Origin of the sequence: Phaeobacter sp. CAU 1743 (genome assembly GCF_039839315.1) — a bacterium.
GTDB classification, from domain to species: Bacteria; Pseudomonadota; Alphaproteobacteria; order Rhodobacterales; family Rhodobacteraceae; genus Phycobacter; species Phycobacter gallaeciensis_A.
Map to the genome: position 1 here is coordinate 14,692 of NZ_JBDOQR010000040.1, position 20,309 is coordinate 35,000.

General features: G+C 61.1%; 17 protein-coding genes. 7 read left to right on the forward strand and 10 right to left on the reverse strand.

Annotated elements, in window-relative coordinates; genetic code table 11:
• Positions 1 to 121: 121 nt before the first annotated feature.
• Together AAFO90_RS15445 and AAFO90_RS15450 are read right to left on the reverse strand one after the other, a co-directional pair.
• Positions 122 to 1,426: a UDP-glucose/GDP-mannose dehydrogenase family protein gene (locus AAFO90_RS15445; RefSeq protein WP_347509934.1), complete on the reverse strand. Its 1,305-nt coding sequence runs from the start codon at positions 1,424 to 1,426 to the stop codon at positions 122 to 124.
• Between the two features lie 152 nt (positions 1,427 to 1,578).
• Positions 1,579 to 2,580, reverse strand: a complete 1,002-nt coding sequence (locus AAFO90_RS15450; protein WP_347509954.1) for an NAD-dependent epimerase/dehydratase family protein — start codon at positions 2,578 to 2,580, stop codon at positions 1,579 to 1,581.
• A 181-nt stretch (positions 2,581 to 2,761) separates the two neighbouring features.
• Here AAFO90_RS15450 and AAFO90_RS15455 point away from each other — a divergent pair, with 181 nt between their 5' ends.
• Positions 2,762 to 3,787, forward strand: a complete 1,026-nt coding sequence (locus AAFO90_RS15455) for a glycosyltransferase family 2 protein (RefSeq protein ID WP_347509935.1) — start codon at positions 2,762 to 2,764, stop codon at positions 3,785 to 3,787.
• A 21-nt stretch (positions 3,788 to 3,808) separates the two neighbouring features.
• Here AAFO90_RS15455 and AAFO90_RS15460 read toward each other — a convergent pair whose 3' ends face one another.
• Complete coding sequence (locus AAFO90_RS15460) at positions 3,809 to 4,675, reverse strand: ABC transporter permease (RefSeq protein ID WP_347509936.1); 867 nt, start codon at positions 4,673 to 4,675, stop codon at positions 3,809 to 3,811.
• A gap of 153 nt (positions 4,676 to 4,828) precedes the next feature.
• Here AAFO90_RS15460 and AAFO90_RS15465 point away from each other — a divergent pair, with 153 nt between their 5' ends.
• Both AAFO90_RS15465 and AAFO90_RS15470 read left to right on the forward strand, forming a co-directional pair.
• Entirely contained in the window at positions 4,829 to 6,220 is a 1,392-nt protein-coding gene (locus AAFO90_RS15465; protein WP_347509937.1) for a sugar transporter, read from the forward strand.
• Between the two features lie 25 nt (positions 6,221 to 6,245).
• Positions 6,246 to 6,899, forward strand: coding sequence for an ABC transporter ATP-binding protein (locus AAFO90_RS15470; protein ID WP_347509938.1), 654 nt, complete (start codon positions 6,246 to 6,248; stop codon positions 6,897 to 6,899).
• A gap of 66 nt (positions 6,900 to 6,965) precedes the next feature.
• Here the strand turns inward: AAFO90_RS15470 and AAFO90_RS15475 are convergent, their stop codons facing one another.
• Together AAFO90_RS15475 and AAFO90_RS15480 are read right to left on the reverse strand one after the other, a co-directional pair.
• On the reverse strand, positions 6,966 to 8,783 hold the full coding sequence (locus AAFO90_RS15475) for a hypothetical protein (protein WP_347509939.1): 1,818 nt from the start codon (positions 8,781 to 8,783) through the stop codon (positions 6,966 to 6,968).
• A gap of 41 nt (positions 8,784 to 8,824) precedes the next feature.
• Positions 8,825 to 9,928 (reverse strand): hypothetical protein, encoded by a 1,104-nt coding sequence (locus tag AAFO90_RS15480; RefSeq protein ID WP_347509940.1) that lies wholly within the window; start codon positions 9,926 to 9,928, stop codon positions 8,825 to 8,827.
• A 178-nt stretch (positions 9,929 to 10,106) separates the two neighbouring features.
• Between AAFO90_RS15480 and AAFO90_RS15485 the strand changes: the two genes are divergently transcribed.
• Complete coding sequence (locus AAFO90_RS15485) at positions 10,107 to 11,189, forward strand: hypothetical protein (protein WP_347509941.1); 1,083 nt, start codon at positions 10,107 to 10,109, stop codon at positions 11,187 to 11,189.
• Between the two features lie 21 nt (positions 11,190 to 11,210).
• Here AAFO90_RS15485 and AAFO90_RS15490 read toward each other — a convergent pair whose 3' ends face one another.
• Entirely contained in the window at positions 11,211 to 12,353 is a 1,143-nt protein-coding gene (locus tag AAFO90_RS15490; protein ID WP_347509942.1) for a hypothetical protein, read from the reverse strand.
• A gap of 150 nt (positions 12,354 to 12,503) precedes the next feature.
• Here AAFO90_RS15490 and glf point away from each other — a divergent pair, with 150 nt between their 5' ends.
• The 3 genes from glf to AAFO90_RS15505 all read left to right on the forward strand — a co-directional run bounded on the left by glf (position 12,504) and on the right by AAFO90_RS15505 (position 15,638).
• Entirely contained in the window at positions 12,504 to 13,676 is a 1,173-nt protein-coding gene (glf, locus tag AAFO90_RS15495) for a UDP-galactopyranose mutase (RefSeq protein WP_347509943.1), read from the forward strand.
• Positions 13,677 to 14,110: 434 nt separating this feature from the next.
• Positions 14,111 to 14,719: a hypothetical protein gene (locus tag AAFO90_RS15500; protein ID WP_347509944.1), complete on the forward strand. Its 609-nt coding sequence runs from the start codon at positions 14,111 to 14,113 to the stop codon at positions 14,717 to 14,719.
• Positions 14,720 to 14,768: 49 nt separating this feature from the next.
• Positions 14,769 to 15,638, forward strand: coding sequence for a hypothetical protein (locus AAFO90_RS15505; RefSeq protein ID WP_347509945.1), 870 nt, complete (start codon positions 14,769 to 14,771; stop codon positions 15,636 to 15,638).
• A 39-nt stretch (positions 15,639 to 15,677) separates the two neighbouring features.
• On the opposite strand, the gene AAFO90_RS15510 is transcribed toward AAFO90_RS15505, so the two are convergent.
• The 4 genes from AAFO90_RS15510 to AAFO90_RS15525 all read right to left on the reverse strand — a co-directional run bounded on the left by AAFO90_RS15510 (position 15,678) and on the right by AAFO90_RS15525 (position 20,299).
• A complete protein-coding gene (locus tag AAFO90_RS15510) occupies positions 15,678 to 16,916 on the reverse strand; it encodes a glycosyltransferase (protein WP_347509946.1) in 1,239 nt (412 codons plus the stop codon).
• Positions 16,913 to 17,917 (reverse strand): glycosyltransferase, encoded by a 1,005-nt coding sequence (locus AAFO90_RS15515; protein ID WP_347509947.1) that lies wholly within the window; start codon positions 17,915 to 17,917, stop codon positions 16,913 to 16,915. The genes AAFO90_RS15510 and AAFO90_RS15515 overlap by 4 nt, the downstream gene beginning before the upstream one ends.
• Before the next feature lie 8 nt (positions 17,918 to 17,925).
• Complete coding sequence (locus tag AAFO90_RS15520) at positions 17,926 to 18,462, reverse strand: hypothetical protein (protein ID WP_347509948.1); 537 nt, start codon at positions 18,460 to 18,462, stop codon at positions 17,926 to 17,928.
• Between the two features lie 97 nt (positions 18,463 to 18,559).
• A complete protein-coding gene (locus AAFO90_RS15525) occupies positions 18,560 to 20,299 on the reverse strand; it encodes a glycosyltransferase (protein ID WP_347509949.1) in 1,740 nt (579 codons plus the stop codon).
• Between the last annotated feature and the right edge of the window lie 10 nt (positions 20,300 to 20,309).

The following is a 20,309-nucleotide window of genomic DNA, read 5'->3' on the forward strand; positions in this document are numbered from 1 at the left end:
AGGCTACAATCAGAACGAATTCGACCCTAAACCCCGGTTTAGGGTCTTTTTTTAGACTCTGTAGAGCGTCCAAATGTTTCGCGCGCGAAACATTTGGGACCTGCGCAGGCCGGAGGCAGGCTCAGCGGCCCACCGCGATATACTGGGAGAAGCCGGCCCGTTCAGCGGCCCGGGCGGAATAGATATTGCGCAGATCCGCCATCCGCGGATAGGCCATCCTGGCGGCCAGGGCCTTCAGATCAAGCGCGCGGAACTCGTTCCATTCGGTCAGCAGCACCACCAGATCGGCGCCCTCTGCCGCCTCATAAGGATCTTCGAGCCAGTCGACGCCGGGCAGCAGGGCTTCACCCTCGGCGCGGCCCTGCGGGTCGATCACCCGCACGTGGGCGCCGCCCCCCACCATGGCAGGCACGATGGTCAGGCTGGGGGCCTCGCGCATGTCGTCGGTATTGGGTTTGAAGGTGACACCCAGCACGGTCACCGTCTTGCCGTTGAAGGAGCCTCCGCAGGCATCGCGCAGCTTTTCCACCATGCGCGCCTTCACCTCGTCATTGACCCGCATCACCGTCTCGGTGATGCGCATCGGAAAGGAGTGATCCTGGCCGATGCGCGCCAGCGCGGCGGTGTCTTTTGGAAAACAGGAGCCGCCATAGCCGGGGCCGGCATGCAGGAACTTGTTGCCGATACGCCCGTCCAGACCGACCCCGCGCGAGACCTCTTTGACGTCGGCGCCCACCTTTTCGCAAAGCCCGGCGATTTCATTCATGAAGGTGATCTTGGTCGCCAGAAAAGCATTGGCGGCGTATTTGATCATCTCGGCGCTTTTCAGATCGGTGGTCAGGATCGGAAAATCGCGCAGGTAAAGGGGGCGGTAGATCTCGCTCATCACCTCGGCGGCGTGGGCGCTTTCGACGCCGACCACCACCCGGTCGGGGCGCATGAAATCGTCGATGGCGGCGCCTTCGCGCAGGAATTCGGGATTGGAGGCCACATCGAAATCCGCATCTGGATTGGCGCGGGCGATCACCTCCTGCACCTGCCGGTTGGTGCCCACCGGCACGGTGGATTTGGTCACCACCACCGCATAGCCGGTCAGCGCCGCGGCGATCTCTTCGGCGGCGGCCATTACATAGGTCAGATCCGCATGGCCATCGCCGCGCCGGGTCGGGGTGCCGACGGCGATAAACACCGCCTCGGCGCCATCCACGGCGGCGGCCAGATCGTCGCTGAACTCAAGCCGCCCGGCGGCGACGTTCTTTTCCATCAGCGCATCAAGGCCCGGCTCGTAGATCGGGACCTCGCCGGCCTTCAACCGGTTGATCTTGGCAGCGTCCTTGTCGACGCAGATCACGTCATGGCCGAAATCGGAGAAACAGACGCCGGACACCAGTCCCACGTAGCCTGTGCCAATCATCGCGATACGCATGGGGTGTCCCCTGTTCTGCTTGGTATGTCGTTTTGCAACTTTGAAGAAAGCGCAGGCCGGGCGCAATGGGGCTGGCGTCCTTTCAAATGTTTCGCGCGCGAAACATTTGCACCTGTCAGCCAGGCCCCTGCCGGTGTCGCCGCGTTACGGCATCAGGCGCTGTAATAACCCCGGTACCAATCCACGAAACGGGCAACGCCGGTCCTGACATCGACCTCTGCCCGGTACCCGGTGAGGGCGGTGAGCAGCGATGTGTCGGCCCATGTCGCGGGCACGTCGCCGGCCTGCATCTCTTTCAGGATCTTCTGCGCGGGCTGTCCCAGCGCCTCTTCCAGGGCGGCGATATAATCCATCAGCGGGGTGGGCTGGCTGGCGCCGATATTCACGACCCGGAAGGGCGCGACGGGGCTGAGGCTGTCCTGCGGTCCCACCGGCGTGTCACCCGGCACCGCCTCGATCAGCCCGGTGATGCCGGTCACCAGATCGTCGATATAGGTGAAATCACGGCTCATGCGGCCGTGGTTGTAGACCTCGATGGGCTCCCCGGCGAGCATCGCCTTGGTGAATTTGAACAGCGCCATGTCGGGCCGGCCCCAGGGACCATAGACGGTGAAGAACCGGAACATGGTGATCGGCAGCGCGTAAAGATGGGCATAGGAATGACCCATCGCCTCGCCCGCCTTCTTGGTGGCGGCATAAAAGGACATCGGCGTGTCCGCCTTCTGCCGCTCGTCAAAGGGCATATCGGTATTGGCGCCATAGACCGAGGAGGTGGAGGCCATCAGCAGATGCGCGGGCGGATGGGCGCGGGCGGCCTCCAAAAGTTCGAAGGTGCCGATCAGATTGGCCTCAAGGTAATCGCGCGGCGCATCGATGGAATGGCGCACCCCGGCCTGGGCGGCGAGGTGGATCACCGCATCGGGGCGGTGGTGGGCAAAGAGCTCCATCAGGCGCCCGGGGTCTTCCAGCTTGCCGATCACCGGGGTGAAGGCCGGGCTTTCTGCCAGCATCGCGTGGCGGCGCTCCTTCAGGGTGACATCGTAATAGGGCGACAGGCAATCCAGCCCGACGACCTGCCAGCCCGCGGCCAGCAGGCGGGCCGCAAGGTGATAGCCGATGAAGCCGGCCGATCCGGTGACAAGAGCAGTGCGCATGACATGCTTGGTGGCCGCTTCCGGCGGTTCTGTCAAACCCTATCCGGTGCCTTTCTGCGGGGCAGGGGGCGGCGTGGGGCCCCCTTGGGGTTTGACATGAGGCCGGATTTATGAGTTTTGCGCTCCCACAACGCAAAGACGACCACACAGACGATCAGAACAGGCCGGGGAGCAGACTTTCGTGAGCGCACAGACAGATCCCAGCCCGTCCCCCCGCCGTCTGGTGGCGGTGGTGGTGACCTATAATCGTCTCGACAAGCTGAAAGACACCATCGCCCGGCTGCTGCAAAGCCCGGCCGAAGAGTTGGCGGCGCTGGTGGTGGTGGACAATGCCTCGACCGATGGGACGAGTGACTGGCTGGCGACATTGCAGGATCCGCGGCTGGATATTCAGGTGAGCGAGACCAACCGCGGCGGGGCAGGCGGCTTTGAGCGGGGCATGCGCCGCGCGATGGAGGCGCACAGTCCCGACTGGCTGGTGGTGATGGATGATGATGGCCGCCCGGCGCCGGGCGCCTTGGCGGCGTTTCACGCCCTGCCCGCGCATGACGATCCGGCGCGGGCCTGGGATGGGGTGGCTGCGGCGGTCTATTTCCCCACCGGCGGCATCTGCGAAATGAACCGCCCCTCGCGCAATCCCTTCTGGCACGGGCGCGAATTCCTGCGCACGCTGTTTGGTGGCGGGCGCTCGGGCTTTCACGTGCAGCCCTCGGACTACGAAGGGCAGGGGATGCAGATCGATGTGACCTCTTTCGTGGGCTTCTTCATCTCGGCGGATGCGGTGCGGCGCATCGGCTATCCTGACCCTGATCTTTTCATCTACGGCGATGACGGGCTTTATACTCTGGGGCTGACCAAATCGGGCGGCCGCATTGGCTTTGAACCTGGCGTGCGGTTCGAACACGACCTGACGACCTTTGTGCCAAAGGCGGGCGAAGAGCAGGCGCAGCGCGGCCGCCTCATCCCCCTTTGGAAGGTCTATTACTATCACCGCAACCTGCTTCTTCTGTATCGGATGGCGGCGGGGATCTGGTTCTGGCCGGTGATGCTGGTGATCCTGCCCAAATGGCTTTCAAAGGTGCGCGCCCACGCAGGCGAACGGCGCGCCTTTCTGCGGCTTATGGGCCGGGCGGTGCTGGACGGGCTCAGACGGCGCACCCATGTGCCCCATACCGAGGTCCTGGAGCTGGCCCGCACAAAGGGGTAGGGCGGGGGAGCCTGGCCGGGATCAGCGGTTCAGGATGTCGCGGTGATAGCGTCCCATCAGCACCAGCCCCAGAAACAGCAGCACAAGGCTGACAAGCGTCACATAGGTGATATTCACATAGGCGGCAGTATAGCTGGGGTAGAAGCCCGTGCGCATCAAGCCGGTGATATGCATCAGGGGATTGTACCACAGGATGTCCTGACCCAGCGGAGGCAGGTCATCATAGAGAAAGAAGATACCCGAGGCGAGGAATAGCGGCCGGGTCAGGATGCCCCAAGTCACATTCCAAAGCGGGTAAAGTCCCATCAGGACGCAGTTCAGCGTGCCCACACCCAGCCCCAGAAGCATCGACATTGTAACGGCCTGGATCACTGGAGGCATATCCAGCACCGTACGGCTGTCGATGACCATTAGAATGCCTGTCAGGAGGATCATCATGACAAAGATACTGGTGAGGCTGTTCAGGATGAACCGGGCCAGGATTGCATCCAACCAGATCACCGCAGGATATTGCAAAAGCGGTTTTGAAAAGCCTAGGGCTCGTGCGCATGTATTTGAAACCTCCATGTAAAGAGTAAAAGGCATATAGCCGCTGGCATAGAACAGCAGAAAACTGGTGCCGAGAGACGGACTCCTGATGATCAGGGAAAACCCGAGGCTGAGGAAGAGAATCGCGGCCAACGGCTCCAGCACCGCCCATATGTAGCCGCCGGGGGTGCGTCCGTAGCGGGTCGACATCTCGCGCAGCATCAGCGCCACCACGGTGCGCAGGCTGGCAAAACGGCGCCGCTTGCTGCCTGCCCGTGTCGGGGGCTGGGCAGGGGGCAGTGCTGAACCCGAAGCGGTGTGCTGTACCCCTGACGGGGCGGCGGGAGGAAGGCTGGCCATATGGGTCCGCTGTGAATGATGGTTGTGAATGGGTTGTCGGCAGGCGATACTATGATCCATAGAACAGGTAATTACAAATGGCTCTGGTGCATCCTCCCGAGCCTTGAGACGGGCACATATGACACAGGATCATCCGGCCATGGGTTTGAAAACATGGGTTTGAAAACGTCGGGTCAGAACAAAACGCGCGCGGCCGGAAAAAGGCCCGCGGCGGAACGCGGCGCCCAAACGGGAAGCAATGTCGAACAGCTGCCTCAGGTGCAGGATGCCTCTGCTGATCTGGATGACGCGCCGGGAAAAGGCAGTGGCGGCGGGGCGCGCAAGAAGCTCAAGAAGCTGCGCCAGAAGGTCAAGGCCACCGAAGCCGCGCTTGAGGCGGCTCAGCAACAGGTGGCCGAAACACCGGCCTACCCCATGGCGCGCCCGGCGCAGATGCGCCGCCGTCACTGGGGGCTTGTGGCCAGTTTCGTTCTGATGGTGCTGGCGCCGCTGGCGGCAGCGGTCTTCTATCTCTGGGCCCTGGCCGAGGATCAGTATATCTCCACCGCCGGTTTCACCGTGCGCAGCCAAGAGAGCGGCGGCGCCACCGATATCCTGGGCGGCCTGGCCAATTTCGCCGGCAATACCACCGCTTCGGACAGCGATATCCTTTATGAATTCATCCAGAGCCAGGAAATGGTGGAAGCGGTGGACAAGACAGTACCGCTGCGGCCGCATTACAGCCAGCACTGGCCCGACGACTGGGTGTTCTCGCTCTGGCCCGATGCCACGCTGGAACAGATGATCTGGTACTGGCAACGCATCGTCGGCATTTCCTATGACAGCGGCTCGGGGTTGATCGAGGTGCAGGCGGTGGCCTTTGATCCCGAAACCGCCCGGGAGATTACCCGCGCCATCGTTGCGGAAAGCCAGACCCGCATCAATGAGCTGAACGAGCAGGCGCGCGAGGATGCCATGCGCTATGCCCGCGAGGATCTGGACGAGGCGCTGGAGCGGCTGAAAGGCGCGCGCGAGGCGCTGACCCAATTCCGCACCCGCACCCGGATCGTGGATCCGGCGGCGGATATCCAGGGCCGCATGGGGGTGATGAACAACCTGCAGCAGCAGCTGGCCGAGGCGCTGATCGAATATGACCTGCTGCGCGGCACCGTGGGAGAGAATGACCCGCGTTTGAAAAAAGCGCAGCAGCATATCGATGTGATCCGTGAACGCATCAATATCGAACGGCAGACCTTTGCCTCGACCAATACCGATACCGGTGCTGTGGGCGAGGATTACCCCTCGCTGATCTCGGAATTCGAACGTCTCACGGTGGATCTGCAATATGCCGAGGAAACCTACCGGGCGGCGCTGACGGCGCTGGAGGTGGCCCGGGATGAGGCCACCCGGCAAAGCCGTTATCTGGCCACCTATATCAAGCCGACCCGGGCCCAGGAATCCGAATACCCCAACCGCCCCATGCTGGCGGGGCTGGTCGGGTTGTTCCTGCTCCTGACCTGGTCGATCCTGGCGCTGATCTACTATTCGATCCGGGACCGCAGCTGAGCCGGACCCCGGGGAGCACAAGAGCATGATCCGCTTTGAGAACCTGACCAAGAGCTTCTGGCTGCACGGCGAGCGCAAGATTGTCATCGACAATCTCAACCTCACCCTGCCCACGGGGCGCTCCCTGGCGCTTCTGGGGCGCAACGGGGCGGGCAAATCCACCCTGCTGCAGATCATCGCCGGCACCATGCGCCCGGATCACGGGCGTGTTGTGTCCGATGGGAGTATTTCCTGGCCGGTGGGGCTGGGGGCCTCCTTTCACCGGGATCTCACGGGGGCCGAGAACGTCCGCTTCATCGCCCGTATCTACGGGGTGGATACCGAGGATCTGGTCGCTTTCGTCGAGGATTTTGCCGAACTGGGGAAATTCTACCACATGCCGATGCGCAGCTATTCCTCTGGGATGAAATCCCGGCTGACCTTCGGGGCTTCGATGGGGATCCGCTTTGACACCTATCTGGTGGATGAGGTGACAGCGGTGGGCGACCGGACCTTTAAGAAGAAGAGCCGCGAGGTCTTTGCCGACCGGATGCAGCACTCCAGCGCCATCATGGTCAATCACTCGATGGGGCAGGTGCGCAAGTTCTGCGATGCCGGCATCGTGCTGGAACATGGCCGGATGCAGTATTTCGAAGATCTGGAAGAAGCCATCGCCGTGCATGAAGCGATGCTGTCCTGAGCCGGATGCCTGCGGTGGCTCGAAGGATCTGCCCGGCCTTGTTGTCCAGGGCAGGCCTTCTCCCGGTCAGGCTGTCTGGACAGCGTTTTTGCCCTCGTCAGCCGTCGCCATATCCTCGGCCAATGTCTGCTGCCAGTAGCTTTGCGTGGTCATCTCGTCATAGCCCTTGCGATAGGCCGCCTGCAGCGCGCTGTAGGAACGGCGGAAGGCCAGCAGGGTTGTGAACATGCGCCAGGCCAGCGAGAAGAACTTCGCCTTGGACTGGGTCACCACATAGCCCTTGTCGCGCTGGGTGTTGAGATAGGTCAGCTGGGCGCCGCCAAAGGCGGGCAGAACCAACCCGCGGTCGCCGATTTTCAGAACCTTGCGGTCTCCGAGCATGTTCCAGAAGGGGATCAGGTGGCCATTGAGGGTGAAGAGCCCGAAATAATGACGCAGCCGACGGGGCATTTTGCTGAACCGGCGGCGTTCCCGCGCGTCCAGCACATCGATTTCGCGCCAGGCTTCGTCCTTGACCAGGGATTTGATCCGGGCGCGGCGCTCAGACATGTCGATGTTCTCGTCAAAGAACTCCGGCCCCTTCATCACATCGTGCCATGCCAGAAGCTGGGCTTCGGCGCTTTCGTATTTGAAGCGCAGCATCGAGCGCATCATGAAGCGGATGGCGATCTTGGCGGTGCCAATGGCACTGCGGTTCAGCCGCTCAAAGACCAGGTGATGCATCAGGTGGTTGCGCAGATCCAGATAGAGGGTCTGGGCGCTTTCCTTTTCGGTAAAATCATCCTGGAAGGAGACCACGCCGCTGAGCGTGACAATCTTGAAATCATTGGCCAGCGAAAAGCTGATGTCATCGCCGCGCACGAAGAAGGGAAAGGGGTGATGGCTGACTTTCTGGATCGGGAAGGCAAAGAACCACCAGCCGCCGTAAAGGGTTTTGGATTGCGGGCGGGACGATTCAAACTCCATCTTTGCCACCTGACCCAGGTCACGCAGGTCGGTACCATTGTGCAACGGATGGCAGGAGCCGTCGAAATAGGCACCGTTTTCCCACATTGCCCATTTGTGGGTGTTGTTGATCATTGCCCCCGAGACGGCCGCATTGGGATCTTTCACCAGCGCCAGGAAGATATAGGTCCGGACAAGGTTCTCCATGTGGAATGAGGCATCATCGTCCATGAACAGGCAATGGGTAAACCCGCCCTGTTCCGCCTCCAGCAGGCCGCGGGCAAAGCCGCCGGCGCCGCCAAGGTTGCTGTTCGGATAGGGGCTGACCTTGTCCGAGGCGGGAATGTCGGCGCTCTTGCCATTGTCGACCACCTGCACATGCAGCTGGTCCCCATGTTCAAAGGTTTTCAGGAAGTCTTCGAGCCGGGCAACGGTACGCCGCACGTCGTCTTCGCGCTTGAAGGTGGTGATGGAGACGGCCAGGCGTGGCCAGGCTGCGGGCTGATCGGCGGTGGCAAACCGGCCACCGGTCAGCGTGACCTCATCCCCGAGCGCGATCACTTCGAGGTAGAGGATGCCGCCGTGTCCCTTGACGGCAAACTCCGAAAGGTCGATCTGGAACGGCGTGCCGTCCTGCAGTTCGGCGATTTCGCTGTAGACCACATCCCAGGACCGGTTTGGATGGGCCAGGACCACCTTGATTTCGGCCTTTCCGCTGCCTGACAGTTCGGCAAAGAGGCTGTTCAGATCACAGCTGGCGTTCCATTTGCCAAGGTTGAAAAGGTTGAAATAGGTGCCGAAACAGATGCGGCTGCCACGCGGCAGCAGATAGCTTTCCGTGCTCTGGGAATACCCCACCGCCCCATCGGCATGGTAGTAGAGCATATGCTCGGTGCAGATTTCGCGTTCGGGAGTGATGAAGTTCTGCAGGGTGAGCATAACGTGAAAACCTCTTACGGGATCAGGTCTGACCGGGTGGCTCAGAAGGATTTCTGAAGGGTGCGGATATAGGTTTGCAACTCCGGCTCCGGCATGGCGTCCGGGTCCAGGGCCATCAGCAGCTGGCGTGTTGCGTCTTCCTCGGGGACCGGGCGGCAGGCCTGCATCTGATCGATGTCCGGGAAGAAGGCCTCCTGTCCGGTCAGTGCGCTGAGGTAGGTGTGTATCGGGGCAAAGGCCTTTGCCATCTTCTGGCGCTGCGGGGCGCCGAACATTTCGACATCGCTGTTACGCACCGGGGACAGGTCGTTGCCGTGCTTTTGCAGATAGACCGACAGGGCATGGGCTGCGGGACGGGCAAGCTCCTTATTGGCCCGCCGCATGATGGCGAAGGCGGCGCGGGGCAGGCTGGGGTTGGCCCGTCCCGGAGGGATCATGTCGTCCGGCACGGCAAGATCTGTCTGGGCGACAAAGTCTTCGGTTGACCCGCCCGCAGCCAGGATGTCGCTGTAATTGCGCAGGATCAGCTGCGCGTCAGGCATCCGCTCGGTCCAGGCTTCGACCACGAGGCGATAGTTGAAGTGGATCGTCTCCTGGTATTGCTTGAAGCCATCGCCCTGAAGGGGGGCGGGTTTTTCCCCGACTTTCAGGCGCTGGCCATGCCAGGAGATCATGTAGTCATCGGGTCTGCGCAGGGCGCAGTAGATCTGGATCTCTTTGGTTGCCTTCGGCAGGTGTTTTGCCAGCCGGGTGATGGTATTGGGGTCGACCTGGCCAAAATTGGCAAAAGCCTCGGAGCACAGGATCAGGGTGTCAGGCTGCAGCATGTCCGCCTGATTGTTGATCGCGCGGAACATCTGGCTGGTCCCGGGCAGGGCCTGGAACTGAGGCGGGACTGACCGGTCCGAAACATCGGAGATCATGCGGTAGGCCAGCGCGCTGTGGGGTTCACGTATGTTCACGTGTTGGCCCGCGCGCTGGTCGCCTGCGCCAAGCGCTTTTTTCAGGTTGTTTGCAAACCCGCGGGTTTCGACAGCTGGATAGAGGATCCCTGCCTTGGCCAGTTTGCACCAGTTTTGCGACAGGTAGGCCTGCAGTGCGGTTGACCCGACCTTGTGGTGGCCAATGTAGAGAATGACTTTCATCGCAGCTTCGCGTTAGACCCATGATTTTTGCAGTGTTGTTATTGTAAAATCCCCTTGGGGGAAAGGAGATATCACGGGGGCAAAGGGTTTCCGGATCGCGGGGCTTGACAGGGCTGGTTTCCTACTCTGTACAGAGGGCAAAAGCCCTGCATCAGAGGGTTGTCAGAGGGAGCGGTAAATGGTCAGGGAAATCGTGTTTCACCTGGGGGACTGCAAGACCGGCACGACGTCGGTCCAGTCGGTGCTTGCGACCGGGGCCTGGCACAGCGCTGCAGCGCAGATTTGTTATCCGGCCCGGTTCAACCATATTCCCCTGGCCAAGACCCTGTCGGTGGACAGTGAAAAACCATTCCGGGACAAGCGGTTCCAGGCTCTGCGCAAGGACTTTGACAGCAGCGATGCCAACATCGGAGTGGTCTCGGCCGAGCATTTCGAATTTGTCGACCCCAAGGCCCTGAAGGCGGCGATCGAAAAGCATCTGCCTGCCTATGCCGGACGTATCCGCCTGGTGGCCTATGTGCGTCCGCATGCGGACCGGCTGGTTTCAACCTTTGCGGAGCGCTCCAAGAAGGGCCTGTTTCAAAAGCCGCTGGCGGCCATGCACAAAAAACTGGCAGAAGACGGGCTGTTGTTCTACACCCCGCGCTTCCAGGCTTGGCGCGAGGCCTTCGGCGAGGCTTTCACTCTGCGCCCCTTTCTGCGGGACGCTTTGTATCGGGGCGATGTGGTGCAGGATTTTTTCCGTTTTGCCCTCTCTGGTGCCGATTTCACCCTGACCCAGCCCAGCCAGCAGAATGAATCGCTGAGTGTCGCCGATGTGGCAATGATGCGGCGGCTGCACAACCGCATCCGCCATCTGGGCGGTGGCGGCAAACCTCTGCGTCAGGCACAGCAGGCGCTGGGGTGGTATCTGTCGGATATCCTGGCGGCGCTGCCCGCGGTGGAAGGGGCCGAGAAACCCCGCCTGCATCGCAGTCTGGCCCATCAGGTGGTTGAGACCTACAAGGCCGATGCGGCATTGCTGGATGAGCAGTTTTTTGACGGTCAGCCGCTGATGCAGCAGGCGCTGGCCGCGGCGCCGGAAAAAGCGGTGGAGGCGCCGCAGTCGTTTCGGGCGGTGGATCATTTCAGCGCGGCGGAATTGCGCCAGATCGAGGCCTGGGCGCAGTTGATCACCCGGATGATCTCTGCCGATGGGGATCACTTCATGTGGGCGGTGCGCCCGGAGGCGCAGCGCGGTCCGAAACCGGGGCGGGGCTGATCGGGCACGCCGCGCGAAAGATCAGCTTTCGATGAGGGCGCAGGCTTCTGCCAGAAGGGTGCTGATGCCTGCTGCATTGTCGGGCTGAGGCGCATCTGCCCCGGCTTTTGTCCGTTTCGTCTGTCGGTAGTGCCGGTGCCATGTTTCCAGATCAGCCGGTGTCTGCGCGCTGATCCTGTTCGAAATCTGCCGCAGGCCCTGGCGCTGTGCCGGGCTGAGGCGACTGTCCGCAGCTATCGACTGGTCGGTATGGGTTGCGCTTTCAGCAGCGGCTGCCAGTGCCTTGGTCATGGGGGCGCCTTCGAAAAACGCCGCGTCCAGTGCCGCCGCATCTTCCTGGTAGGCGTCTTGCAGCAGGGGGATCAGGCTTTGTGGCATTTTCAGGCGCGGGCCTGCGGCGCTGGGGCCGCGGGCCAACCGGTCCGCAAGGTTGATACAGAGCGCATGACGCAATTCGCGCGTCAGCCCGGCCTGACGCAGGACTTTCTGGATCAGTTGCAGGCTGGCCAGGTGATCCAGTGTCGGAGATTCATTCACCTGCGGGCCTGCGCTGATGGTGATCGGCCCGCTGCCCAGTGCAGTGTGCAGGAAATCTGCCACGACATCGCCCTGATACAGGGTGTCCCGCAGAAAGGGGCGCAGGGTAAAATCATCGCCGAAGACCTTGCGCCAGGCCGTAAAACGCGGAGTGTAGATGAATTTTTCTTGTCTGATCTGAGCCTTGCAGAAGGCGCTGATGTCCTGCTGTAGCCCACGTGTTTTGACACGTTGTGCGTAGGTCGACAGCATCCGCGCAGCATGCGGGCGCACATATGCAATCACCCTTACGCGTCCGGCGTAGTCCGGCAGATATTGTTCAACGGCGTCTTTCAGGGTTTCGGGTGCGACAAAGGCGAAATGCTCTGCCGACAGAACTGCCGTCTTTTCGGGCTGCTGACGAAGCCAGTCCGCCGTTTCTGCAAACTGATGCTGGCGCTGCGGGGCGGGGGCATCGGCATAGAGCGATTTGGCCAGGGGGATGGCGTTGAGCCGGTCCGGGTAGGCCAGATCGTGTCCGGGACAGGACCAATTGCCATCAAACAGAGTTTGCTGGATTGAAGAGCTTCCGGTTTTAGGATCGCCAATGTGGAAAATCAGCGTCTTGCTGTGCGGGATGTTGGTCATCGGAGCGCGTCAATCTCTGGTATGAATCCATCTTTGTCTATTGCATTTGCATCAGGCACACAATCAGCCGGACGGGCGGTTCCGCCCCCTTGCGGCAAGGGCGCATTTCGCCTTTAAGGTGGGCAGGTTTTGGGCAAAGGGAACAGGCGTATGGCAGCAGGAAAACTCCTCATGGTGGGTGCGGGCCTATCGGGTGCGGTGATCGGGCGGCATCTGGCCGAGGCAGGCTATGACATCACCGTGGTGGATGCGCGCGATCATATTGGCGGCAACTGCCACACCGAGCGCGACGCGGACACTGGTGTCATGGTGCATATCTACGGGCCGCATATCTTCCACACCGATGATGCCGAGGTCTGGGACTATGTGAACACCTATGAGACCTTCCTGCCTTACAAGAACCGGGTGAAGACCACCTCGGTCGATCCCAAGGGCCAGCGCGGCGTCTTCTCGCTGCCGGTGAACCTGCACACCATCAACCAGTTCTTCGGCAAGACCCTGCGCCCGGAAGAGGCACACGCCTTCATCACCGAGGAACAGGCCGATACTTCGATCTCCGATCCGCAGACCTTCGAAGAACAGGCGATGCGGTTCGTGGGCAAGGACCTTTATGAGGCCTTCTTCAAGGGCTACACGATCAAGCAATGGGGCGTGCAGCCCTCTGAACTGCCGGCCTCGATCCTGAAGCGCCTGCCGGTGCGTTTCAACTACGACGACAACTATTTCTTCCATAAATTCCAAGGCATGCCGGAAAACGGCTATACTTCGATGATCGAGAAGATCCTTGACCACCCGGGCATCACCGTGCAGCTCGCGACCACATTCACCCGCGAGATGGCCGAAGGCTATGACCACGTGTTCTATTCCGGCCCGCTTGATGGCTATTTCGACTATGAGCTGGGCCGTCTTGGCTATCGCACGCTGGATTTTGAACGTTTCACCCATGAGGGCGATTACCAGGGCTGCGCGGTGATGAACTATGGCGAGGAAGCGGTGCCCTATACCCGCATCACCGAGCACAAGCATTTCAGCCCCTGGGAAGAGCACGAGGAATCGGTACTCTACCGCGAATATTCCCGCAGCGCCGAGCCGGGCGATATCCCCTATTACCCGATCCGCCAGGTGAAGGAGAAAGCCCTCCTGGCCGATTACGTGAAGCTGGCGGAACAGACCGAGGGCGTCACCTTTGTGGGGCGCCTTGGTACCTATCGCTATCTCGACATGGATGTGACCATCCGCGAGGCGCTGGACACCGCGCGCGGCTTCCTTGAGGCCGCCGAGGCGGGCAATGCGGCCCCGGCCTTTGCCGTGGCGCCGCTGTAAGCCGGTACGAAAATGAGCAGGTGAGCATGGCAAAGCGTCTTCTTCTGCACGCGGGTATGCATAAGACAGGGAGCTCTTCGATTCAGGTCTTCCTGAACGGGGCGGACTTGCAGAATGCGACCTATCTCCAATGGAGCAAGCCGAACCACTCCATCCTGTTTGTCACGCTTTTCGCGGATGAGCCGGAAATCCATTGGGTTTTCCGGCAGCAGGGCGTGTCGCCGGAGGAAATCGCCAGGGAACGGGCCCGTCTGCAGCTTGATCTGCGTGAGCAGATCACGGCCTCCCCGCAAGAGACGGTTCTGTTTTCGGCGGAGCGTATTTATGGAGCCAGCCGGGAGGACCTGCAGCATTGCAAAGCTTTTTTTGCGCCCTTGTTCGATGAGATTTCCCTTTACTGCTACATGCGGGAACCGCTCAGCTTTGCGGCCAGCATGCTGCAACAGCGGTTGAAAACAGGTGGTGTAATCCCAGGACCGAAAGCATTGCTGCCTAATTTCCGCAGGAAGGTCAGCAATATGGATCGGGTTTTTGGCGCTGAAAATGTCAAAACCCGCCTGTTCAAGGATCCACAGCGTCCGCAGCAGAACGTGGTTGCTGATTTCTGCGACTGGACCGGTGTGAGGACCGCAACCCCCGCGGCTCTGGAGGTCAACCGATCCCTGTCGGCTGAGGCGACCGCACTGTTGTATCTGTTTCGGAAATACTCCGGCTTCTCGTTGTCTTCGCAGCAAGCCGTGGCGGCCAGCCGACAGCTGGTCAAAGTTCTGATGAAACTGCCGGGACAGCGGCTTGCGCTGACGCCAAGCTTCTTTGGAGGAGAGACTGAGGCCATCGAGGCGGATCGCGACTGGATGGAGCAGCGCATGGCGGCGCGCTTTGTAACAATGTCACCAGGGCAGGCGGTGTGTCTTGGCAGTTTTGACGATCTTGAAGCTTTTGGGCGTGAGGTCTTTCAGCAGCGCAGCGGTCATCCTTTCAATGAAGATGACTGGGCCGGAAATGTCATGAAACCCAAGCGTTTCCTGGCAGCGTTGAATTGATCCGGCTGGCCACGCCACACAGGTTAAATACCATTTGAGGACATGATGGATGGACAGAGATATCCTTTGGCTCGGTCTGCATAAAACCGGCACGACCTTCCTGCAAAAATCCCTGGATCTGTCACAAAAGGCCTTGCAACAGGCGGCAATCCATTACGTTGATCTGGATGAGTTCCGCCGCCGCTGGACCCGGCCGCTCCTGCACAAGAACCATTCCGAGGCCCCGGCCGAGGCGTGCCTGCCGGAGGGGACGGATCGCTGGCTTGTATTTGACGAGAATATTCTGGCGCTGGTGCAGCATGGTCTGACACGGCGGGGCTTTTATCCCGATGCGGGGCCGCGAGCACGCACCATTTCCGAATATCTGGGCTTGAAGGCGCCGCGGATTGTCCTGGGCTTGCGTGGCTGTGCCAGCCTTGTTCCGTCTCTTTACTGTGAAGCTCTCAAATCGACGCCTTTCAAGACGTTTCAGTCCTTTCTGATGCAGTCGGTGGAAGAGATGAGCTGGCTGCCTCTGATTGAGCGTTTGCAGGCGGCTTTTCCCGACAGTGAGCTGGTGCTGTACCGGGCCGAGGATCTCCCTGGACAGGAGGGACGTCTCTTGTCTGCCGTCACGGGGGTGCCGACAGCGGCTTTCACCTTGCTGGACAAGCCCGAGCGGGTTGGCTTTTCCCATGCGGCGGTGAGCCATCTGCATGAACTGGCTGAGCAGGGGCCGGTCAGCAGGGATATGGTGCGAGAAACGGTCAGAAATCTGCCGAGAGGGCCGGAGCGGCCGGGCTATGCCCCCTGGTCGCCCGAGGATCGGGCCATTCTGGATGCAAACTATGCCCGTGACATTGCTATCCTGCGCAAAAGGGCACGTACCGCCCACGCTGGACCGCGGCTTACATTTCTGGACCTGGCCGAGGCGGAGTGAGCAGCCAAACTCGGGGAGACCGCATGTCGGATGGGCCAATCAGGCGCTTTCGGGAGGAGGCGCCCACGTGCTTGTCAGGGCCTGGAATTGCTGAACCTCGAACAGGGCTGACACTTGGTCTGCCGTCTGGGCGATGGCGGGGCGGAGCGCGTCATTCATACCAAGGGTGAGGCCGGTCACCTGCTCTGTAAGATTGTCGACCTCCTGTTGCAGCCCGGAAAGGGTTCTGCCCTGCTCTGCCAGCAGCCAGCTGTTGGCAACGCCGGAGATATCGCCACGGCGGAGGGCTGCTGCGGCGGGAAGAATGGCACTCTTGGCAAAATGAGGCTCGATCGCCTGCCAGACAGTTTCGGGGATCGATGCAAGAATCCGGGCAGCCCGATCTGCATAGGGCCATTGGGCAGGGCTACGCAGACGTTCCACATGCCAGGACATGTTGTTGAGGAGCCAGCGCAGGGCTGCCGCCTCAAGTTCGGGCTCTGCGGGGGACGGCAGGCTGGCCTGGATCGTGGCGTAATGGTCGAAGAACGCGGCGAGCTCTATGCCGGTGGATGCCATGGTCTGGCCGGGACGATTGATCCGATGCTGGCAAAGGACCTGGTCGCAAAAGGCGATGGAGGCGGCTTTTAGACAGACTTCCCAGTGGAAAGGGTTGTCTTCGAAGAAGAAATCCCCTTCAGGGAAGCGCAGGTCATGGCGGCGCAGGAAATCGGCGCGGTAGAACTTGCGCCAGGGGACTGCGATCATCGCCAGGGCGAGGCCGCGCTTGGCAATGTGATCCTCACCCCGCTGCTGAGCGCGGCGGAGCCAGAGTTTACTGTCGGCCGGGGTGCGATAACTGTCCAGGCCTTCATCATATTCCCGGTAATTTCCGAGTAGAATATCGGGCCGGGTGGTGGCAAAGGCGCGGCGGCAGGCGGTGAACCCGGCAGGCACCAGCCAGTCGTCTCCATCGACAAAGAACACCGCTTCGCAATCTGGATCGGACAGGGCTTCATACAGCCCGACATTTCCTGCGATCCCGACGCCGCCCATCGTATTGCTGCCCAGAAGCACCGGCGTCAGCGTGACCCCCGGGGCAAACCCGCTTTGCTCCATCAGAGCATGGATCTCTTCAGCGGTGCCATCGGTGGATCCATCGTCGACGAGAATGACCCGGTCACCGGCGCGGGCACAGGCGGCCAGGCTGGTGAGGCACCGCTCGATATAAGGGCGCACGTTGTAAGTGGTGATGATAAAGCTCAGGGGGATGTCAGCTGTTACAGGCTTGGCAGTCATGGCGCTTGGCTTTCCAGAAAACGGTTGAGGCGTCTGATGAGCCGGGGGTCGCGCCGGGCAGCGAGGGTGACGACAGGGAGAGAGAGCCGGGTCCGCAGGAAAGTATGTGCCTTTTCATGAAAGGGCGCGCGAAAACGCTCTTCCAGGCCTGAGAGGATCCAGTGAAACAGGTTGAGGTAGAATTCGATAGCCGCGTCGGCATAGGTTGCGACAGCGTGAGGGTTGGCGGTGATATCGGCCTGTATCACCTCCAGCGCGGTAAAAACCTCAAGCCGCTCGGCACCTGAGCGGTTGGTCAGCCGTTTGCCCGTATCATGCACGAAATGCTCACAGCAAATCCGAGATGAGGCCAGGATGTGCTTGGCGCGCAGCATGCTTGTCCAGTGCAGCTCTACATCATTGTGGACCATGATTTCGGTACAGCGGATCTGCTGCGTTCGCAGGAATTCGCTGCGGTAGATTTTGTTCCAGGGATAGGCGGAAATCCGGCAGATCCGTGCTGCCTGAGAGGTGGAGAGCAGGCCGGGCGTATTGGTAACGGCAATGCTGTCCCAGTGGCGCTGATCGCTTTGCAGGGGAGCCAGCTCCCCGGCCGCGCGGCGGCGGCTGTCTACGTGGCGGAACAGGCAGAAATCGAACTGAGGGGTTTGCGGCCGGGCAAGGTCGCAAACAAGCGCCTCAAGACCAGGGAGCAGGATATCGTCAGAGTCAAAGAACAGCACATAGGGTGCGGTTACCTGCTCCAGGCCAATATTGCGGGCATGACCAGCGCCGCGGCGGGCATCGCTGCGCAGCCAGATCAGGCGCGGATCTTTTTCGCAGCCTTTTGGAAGATCGATGTGTTTCGCATCACAGGGGGGATCAGACAGGTCATCGACAATGATGATCTGGCTGACATAAGGGGCCGCCAGCAGCTGGGGCAGCAACCGGACAAGGCCGTTGGCATCGTTCCAGACCGGAATGACAACCGCAAGGCTGAAGGGCGCATCGGAAGAAGTCATAATATGGCTTAGACCGTGAACAGCCGCATGTCCTGCAGATCAATTTCACCGGTTTCAGGACGGAAGAAGAGGATCAGTTCGCGCCATGGCGCGGGGATGGACAGTTCAGGATGAGTTTCGATTTGCAGCGCATCCAGATGCAGGCTGGGTTCGGCATAGGAAATGGCTGTTTTTCTGAAGAAGGTATCGGAGAAGCCGCCCTCTCCGGGCGTGCGCAGGCAGGGGCGGAAGGTGGTCGAGCTGGGGGCCATGCTGCGGCAGGCCAGGCCTATGATCATCTTGTCCGAAAGATCGATTTCGCCAAGCTGGATATGCAGGGCCACCCAACGTGCGGTTCCCTCGACCGTGAACTGGGCTGACAGCAGGCTGCCGGGGCGGCTTTCCACCTCTGCGCGGATCGTTGCGTCGGGATCGAAATCAAAGAAAATCCCGGGAACCAGGGGATCATGTGGCGCCAGGGGGGCGGTGGGCCGCTCCAGCAGGCGCAGGGAGGCGAGGAGAGAGTTGCCGGCGGCCTCGGGTCCGAGATCTAGGCTGTGAGTCATGCACTGTCCTTCATGGTTGGCCGGGGGCGCAAAAGATACCCGGGACTTAAGGGAGGGGTGTTTACATTGTCAATCACAGGGAGAAAACCGGGGAGCGTCAGAAGATCTGCCTGAGGCGCGCCAATATGGTTGAGGCCCGTGCATCAAAGGTATGGCGATGGCGAACCAGCGCGTGCAGGGCGACTGCGCGACGGTTCCGTTCGTCCGGGTGATCCGCGAAATAACGGATCGCGTGGCTAAGGTCTGCGGGGTCGCTGACCTGGGGCAGAAGGCCGCGGAACATTTCGGACCCAGAGAAGTGATCGGAGATCGGAAAGCCGCGTGCCATAGCGATATCGAAAAGCCGATTGGAGACGAAACCGCGGGCTGCCATGTCTGGCCAGTGATCGTTCAGTACGATATCCGCGCGCCGATAGTAGCTGCCGAGCTGTTCATTCGGCACGTTTTCGGCGACGACATGGGCGGCAGCGGGAGTGTCTTCCCATTCGGCGCCGTAGATCGACAGCGGATGGCCCGCTTCCAGCGCTGCGGTCACGATCCAGCGTTCAGCCCTGCGCGAGTTGCCGACAAAGAGCAGTTCATTGGCGGGCAGGGATTCTTCGGAGACGCGGCATTCAGCATCTGGTGCAAAACGGTATTGGTCACTGCATTGCATGAGTGTCGAAACGCGGTTTCCAAGGTCTTTCTTCAGTTTCCGGGTATGGGACTGCGAGGCAACGAAAACATGGTCATAACGCGCCAGCTCATCTAGTTTGATGCTGTCAGGGTGGCTCAAAATCCACATGAGATTCACCGGTCCTGGCTTGGGGCGGCGTCGGCGGACACCCCGGAGCAGAAGAGTCGCGTCCGGAGCGGGGTCTTCTTCTTCCAACCAGTGCTCGGCGAGTACAATCCGGGGCTGGGCTCCGGCCCGTTGCAGGGCCGCGGCGAGGCTTTCGGCGAAGTGAAAATCGCCCCATCGGTGTGCGCGCGCAAGATCGGGTGCGGGGCAGCGGATGGTGATCCGCGGCGGGATCTTGCCCAGCCGCAGCTGTGCGCGGCGCGACAACCGGTGTCCTGCCGGTGCAGACAGGCGGGCCGCTGCCTGCACCGGCAGGACAGGCGGGAGGATCAACAGGCGCGGCTTCGCAGCCTCGGTGCGAACCAGATCGGCCAGTGCTTCGGAACCGGCTCCGGGATCGGCGGCGACAAGGCGCAGGCGGGCCTTGTCCAGTTCCGGGCCGAAATGCTGAGCCACGGTGCGAGTGGTTTCATGGCCTGGGCTGGTGTCGAGCAGGATCAGGTCTGGCGCGTTGGCTGCTGCGGTCACGTGTTCAAGGTGGCGCGTGAGCCACGCCAGCACGGCTGTGCTCTGCGTCCTGGCGTTGGCCAGGATCAACAGGCTGCGGTCTCTGATGCGAGACATGTCGCATATGCGGCGCGGGTCGGGATCCAGGGCGTTTGCCCAGCCTTCACGGGCATAATGCAGGATGGCGGCTTCTTTCGGGGCGCTGCGGTTTGCGCTGAGAGCCTCGTAGCCCTCCGGGTCGAACCAGGGTGCGGGGGCGTGATCTGTCTGCCAGCCACCGCGCAGATGCGCCAAGAGAGCATTGTCGTTCTTTTCGGCATGATCGAGCGGATCAAAGAAGGCGATCAGCCGTAAAAGAGTTGCCGGGGTCGGACAAAACGCGCGGTAGGGCCTGAGCAGTGTCGGCCAGGTGCCCGGGGTGTCCTCATGTTGTTTCAGCAGCCAGACTGCCGCCGGTCGCGCCGTGGAGAAGGGAATGCGATGTAGTTGTGACAATCTCTGGGTGAGGCAGGTCACCTCAATGAGGGGGCCGGGGGGAGTGGTGCGCATGTCATTTTCA

Coding starts and splice junctions, on each gene's coding strand:
- AAFO90_RS15465 (WP_347509937.1), top strand. CDS start 4,829: ATGGGTTTGAAAACGTCGGGTCAGAACAAAACGCGCGCGGCCGGAAAA.
- AAFO90_RS15510 (WP_347509946.1), bottom strand. CDS start 16,916: ATGACTGCCAAGCCTGTAACAGCTGACATCCCCCTGAGCTTTATCATC.
- glf (WP_347509943.1), top strand. CDS start 12,504: ATGGCAGCAGGAAAACTCCTCATGGTGGGTGCGGGCCTATCGGGTGCG.
- AAFO90_RS15460 (WP_347509936.1), bottom strand. CDS start 4,675: ATGGCCAGCCTTCCTCCCGCCGCCCCGTCAGGGGTACAGCACACCGCT.
- AAFO90_RS15470 (WP_347509938.1), top strand. CDS start 6,246: ATGATCCGCTTTGAGAACCTGACCAAGAGCTTCTGGCTGCACGGCGAG.
- AAFO90_RS15475 (WP_347509939.1), bottom strand. CDS start 8,783: ATGCTCACCCTGCAGAACTTCATCACTCCCGAACGCGAAATCTGCACC.
- AAFO90_RS15485 (WP_347509941.1), top strand. CDS start 10,107: ATGGTCAGGGAAATCGTGTTTCACCTGGGGGACTGCAAGACCGGCACG.
- AAFO90_RS15525 (WP_347509949.1), bottom strand. CDS start 20,299: ATGCGCACCACTCCCCCCGGCCCCCTCATTGAGGTGACCTGCCTCACC.
- AAFO90_RS15505 (WP_347509945.1), top strand. CDS start 14,769: ATGGACAGAGATATCCTTTGGCTCGGTCTGCATAAAACCGGCACGACC.
- AAFO90_RS15490 (WP_347509942.1), bottom strand. CDS start 12,353: ATGACCAACATCCCGCACAGCAAGACGCTGATTTTCCACATTGGCGAT.
- AAFO90_RS15450 (WP_347509954.1), bottom strand. CDS start 2,580: ATGCGCACTGCTCTTGTCACCGGATCGGCCGGCTTCATCGGCTATCAC.
- AAFO90_RS15520 (WP_347509948.1), bottom strand. CDS start 18,462: ATGACTCACAGCCTAGATCTCGGACCCGAGGCCGCCGGCAACTCTCTC.
- AAFO90_RS15480 (WP_347509940.1), bottom strand. CDS start 9,928: ATGAAAGTCATTCTCTACATTGGCCACCACAAGGTCGGGTCAACCGCA.
- AAFO90_RS15500 (WP_347509944.1), top strand. CDS start 14,111: ATGCTGCAACAGCGGTTGAAAACAGGTGGTGTAATCCCAGGACCGAAA.
- AAFO90_RS15445 (WP_347509934.1), bottom strand. CDS start 1,426: ATGCGTATCGCGATGATTGGCACAGGCTACGTGGGACTGGTGTCCGGC.
- AAFO90_RS15515 (WP_347509947.1), bottom strand. CDS start 17,917: ATGACTTCTTCCGATGCGCCCTTCAGCCTTGCGGTTGTCATTCCGGTC.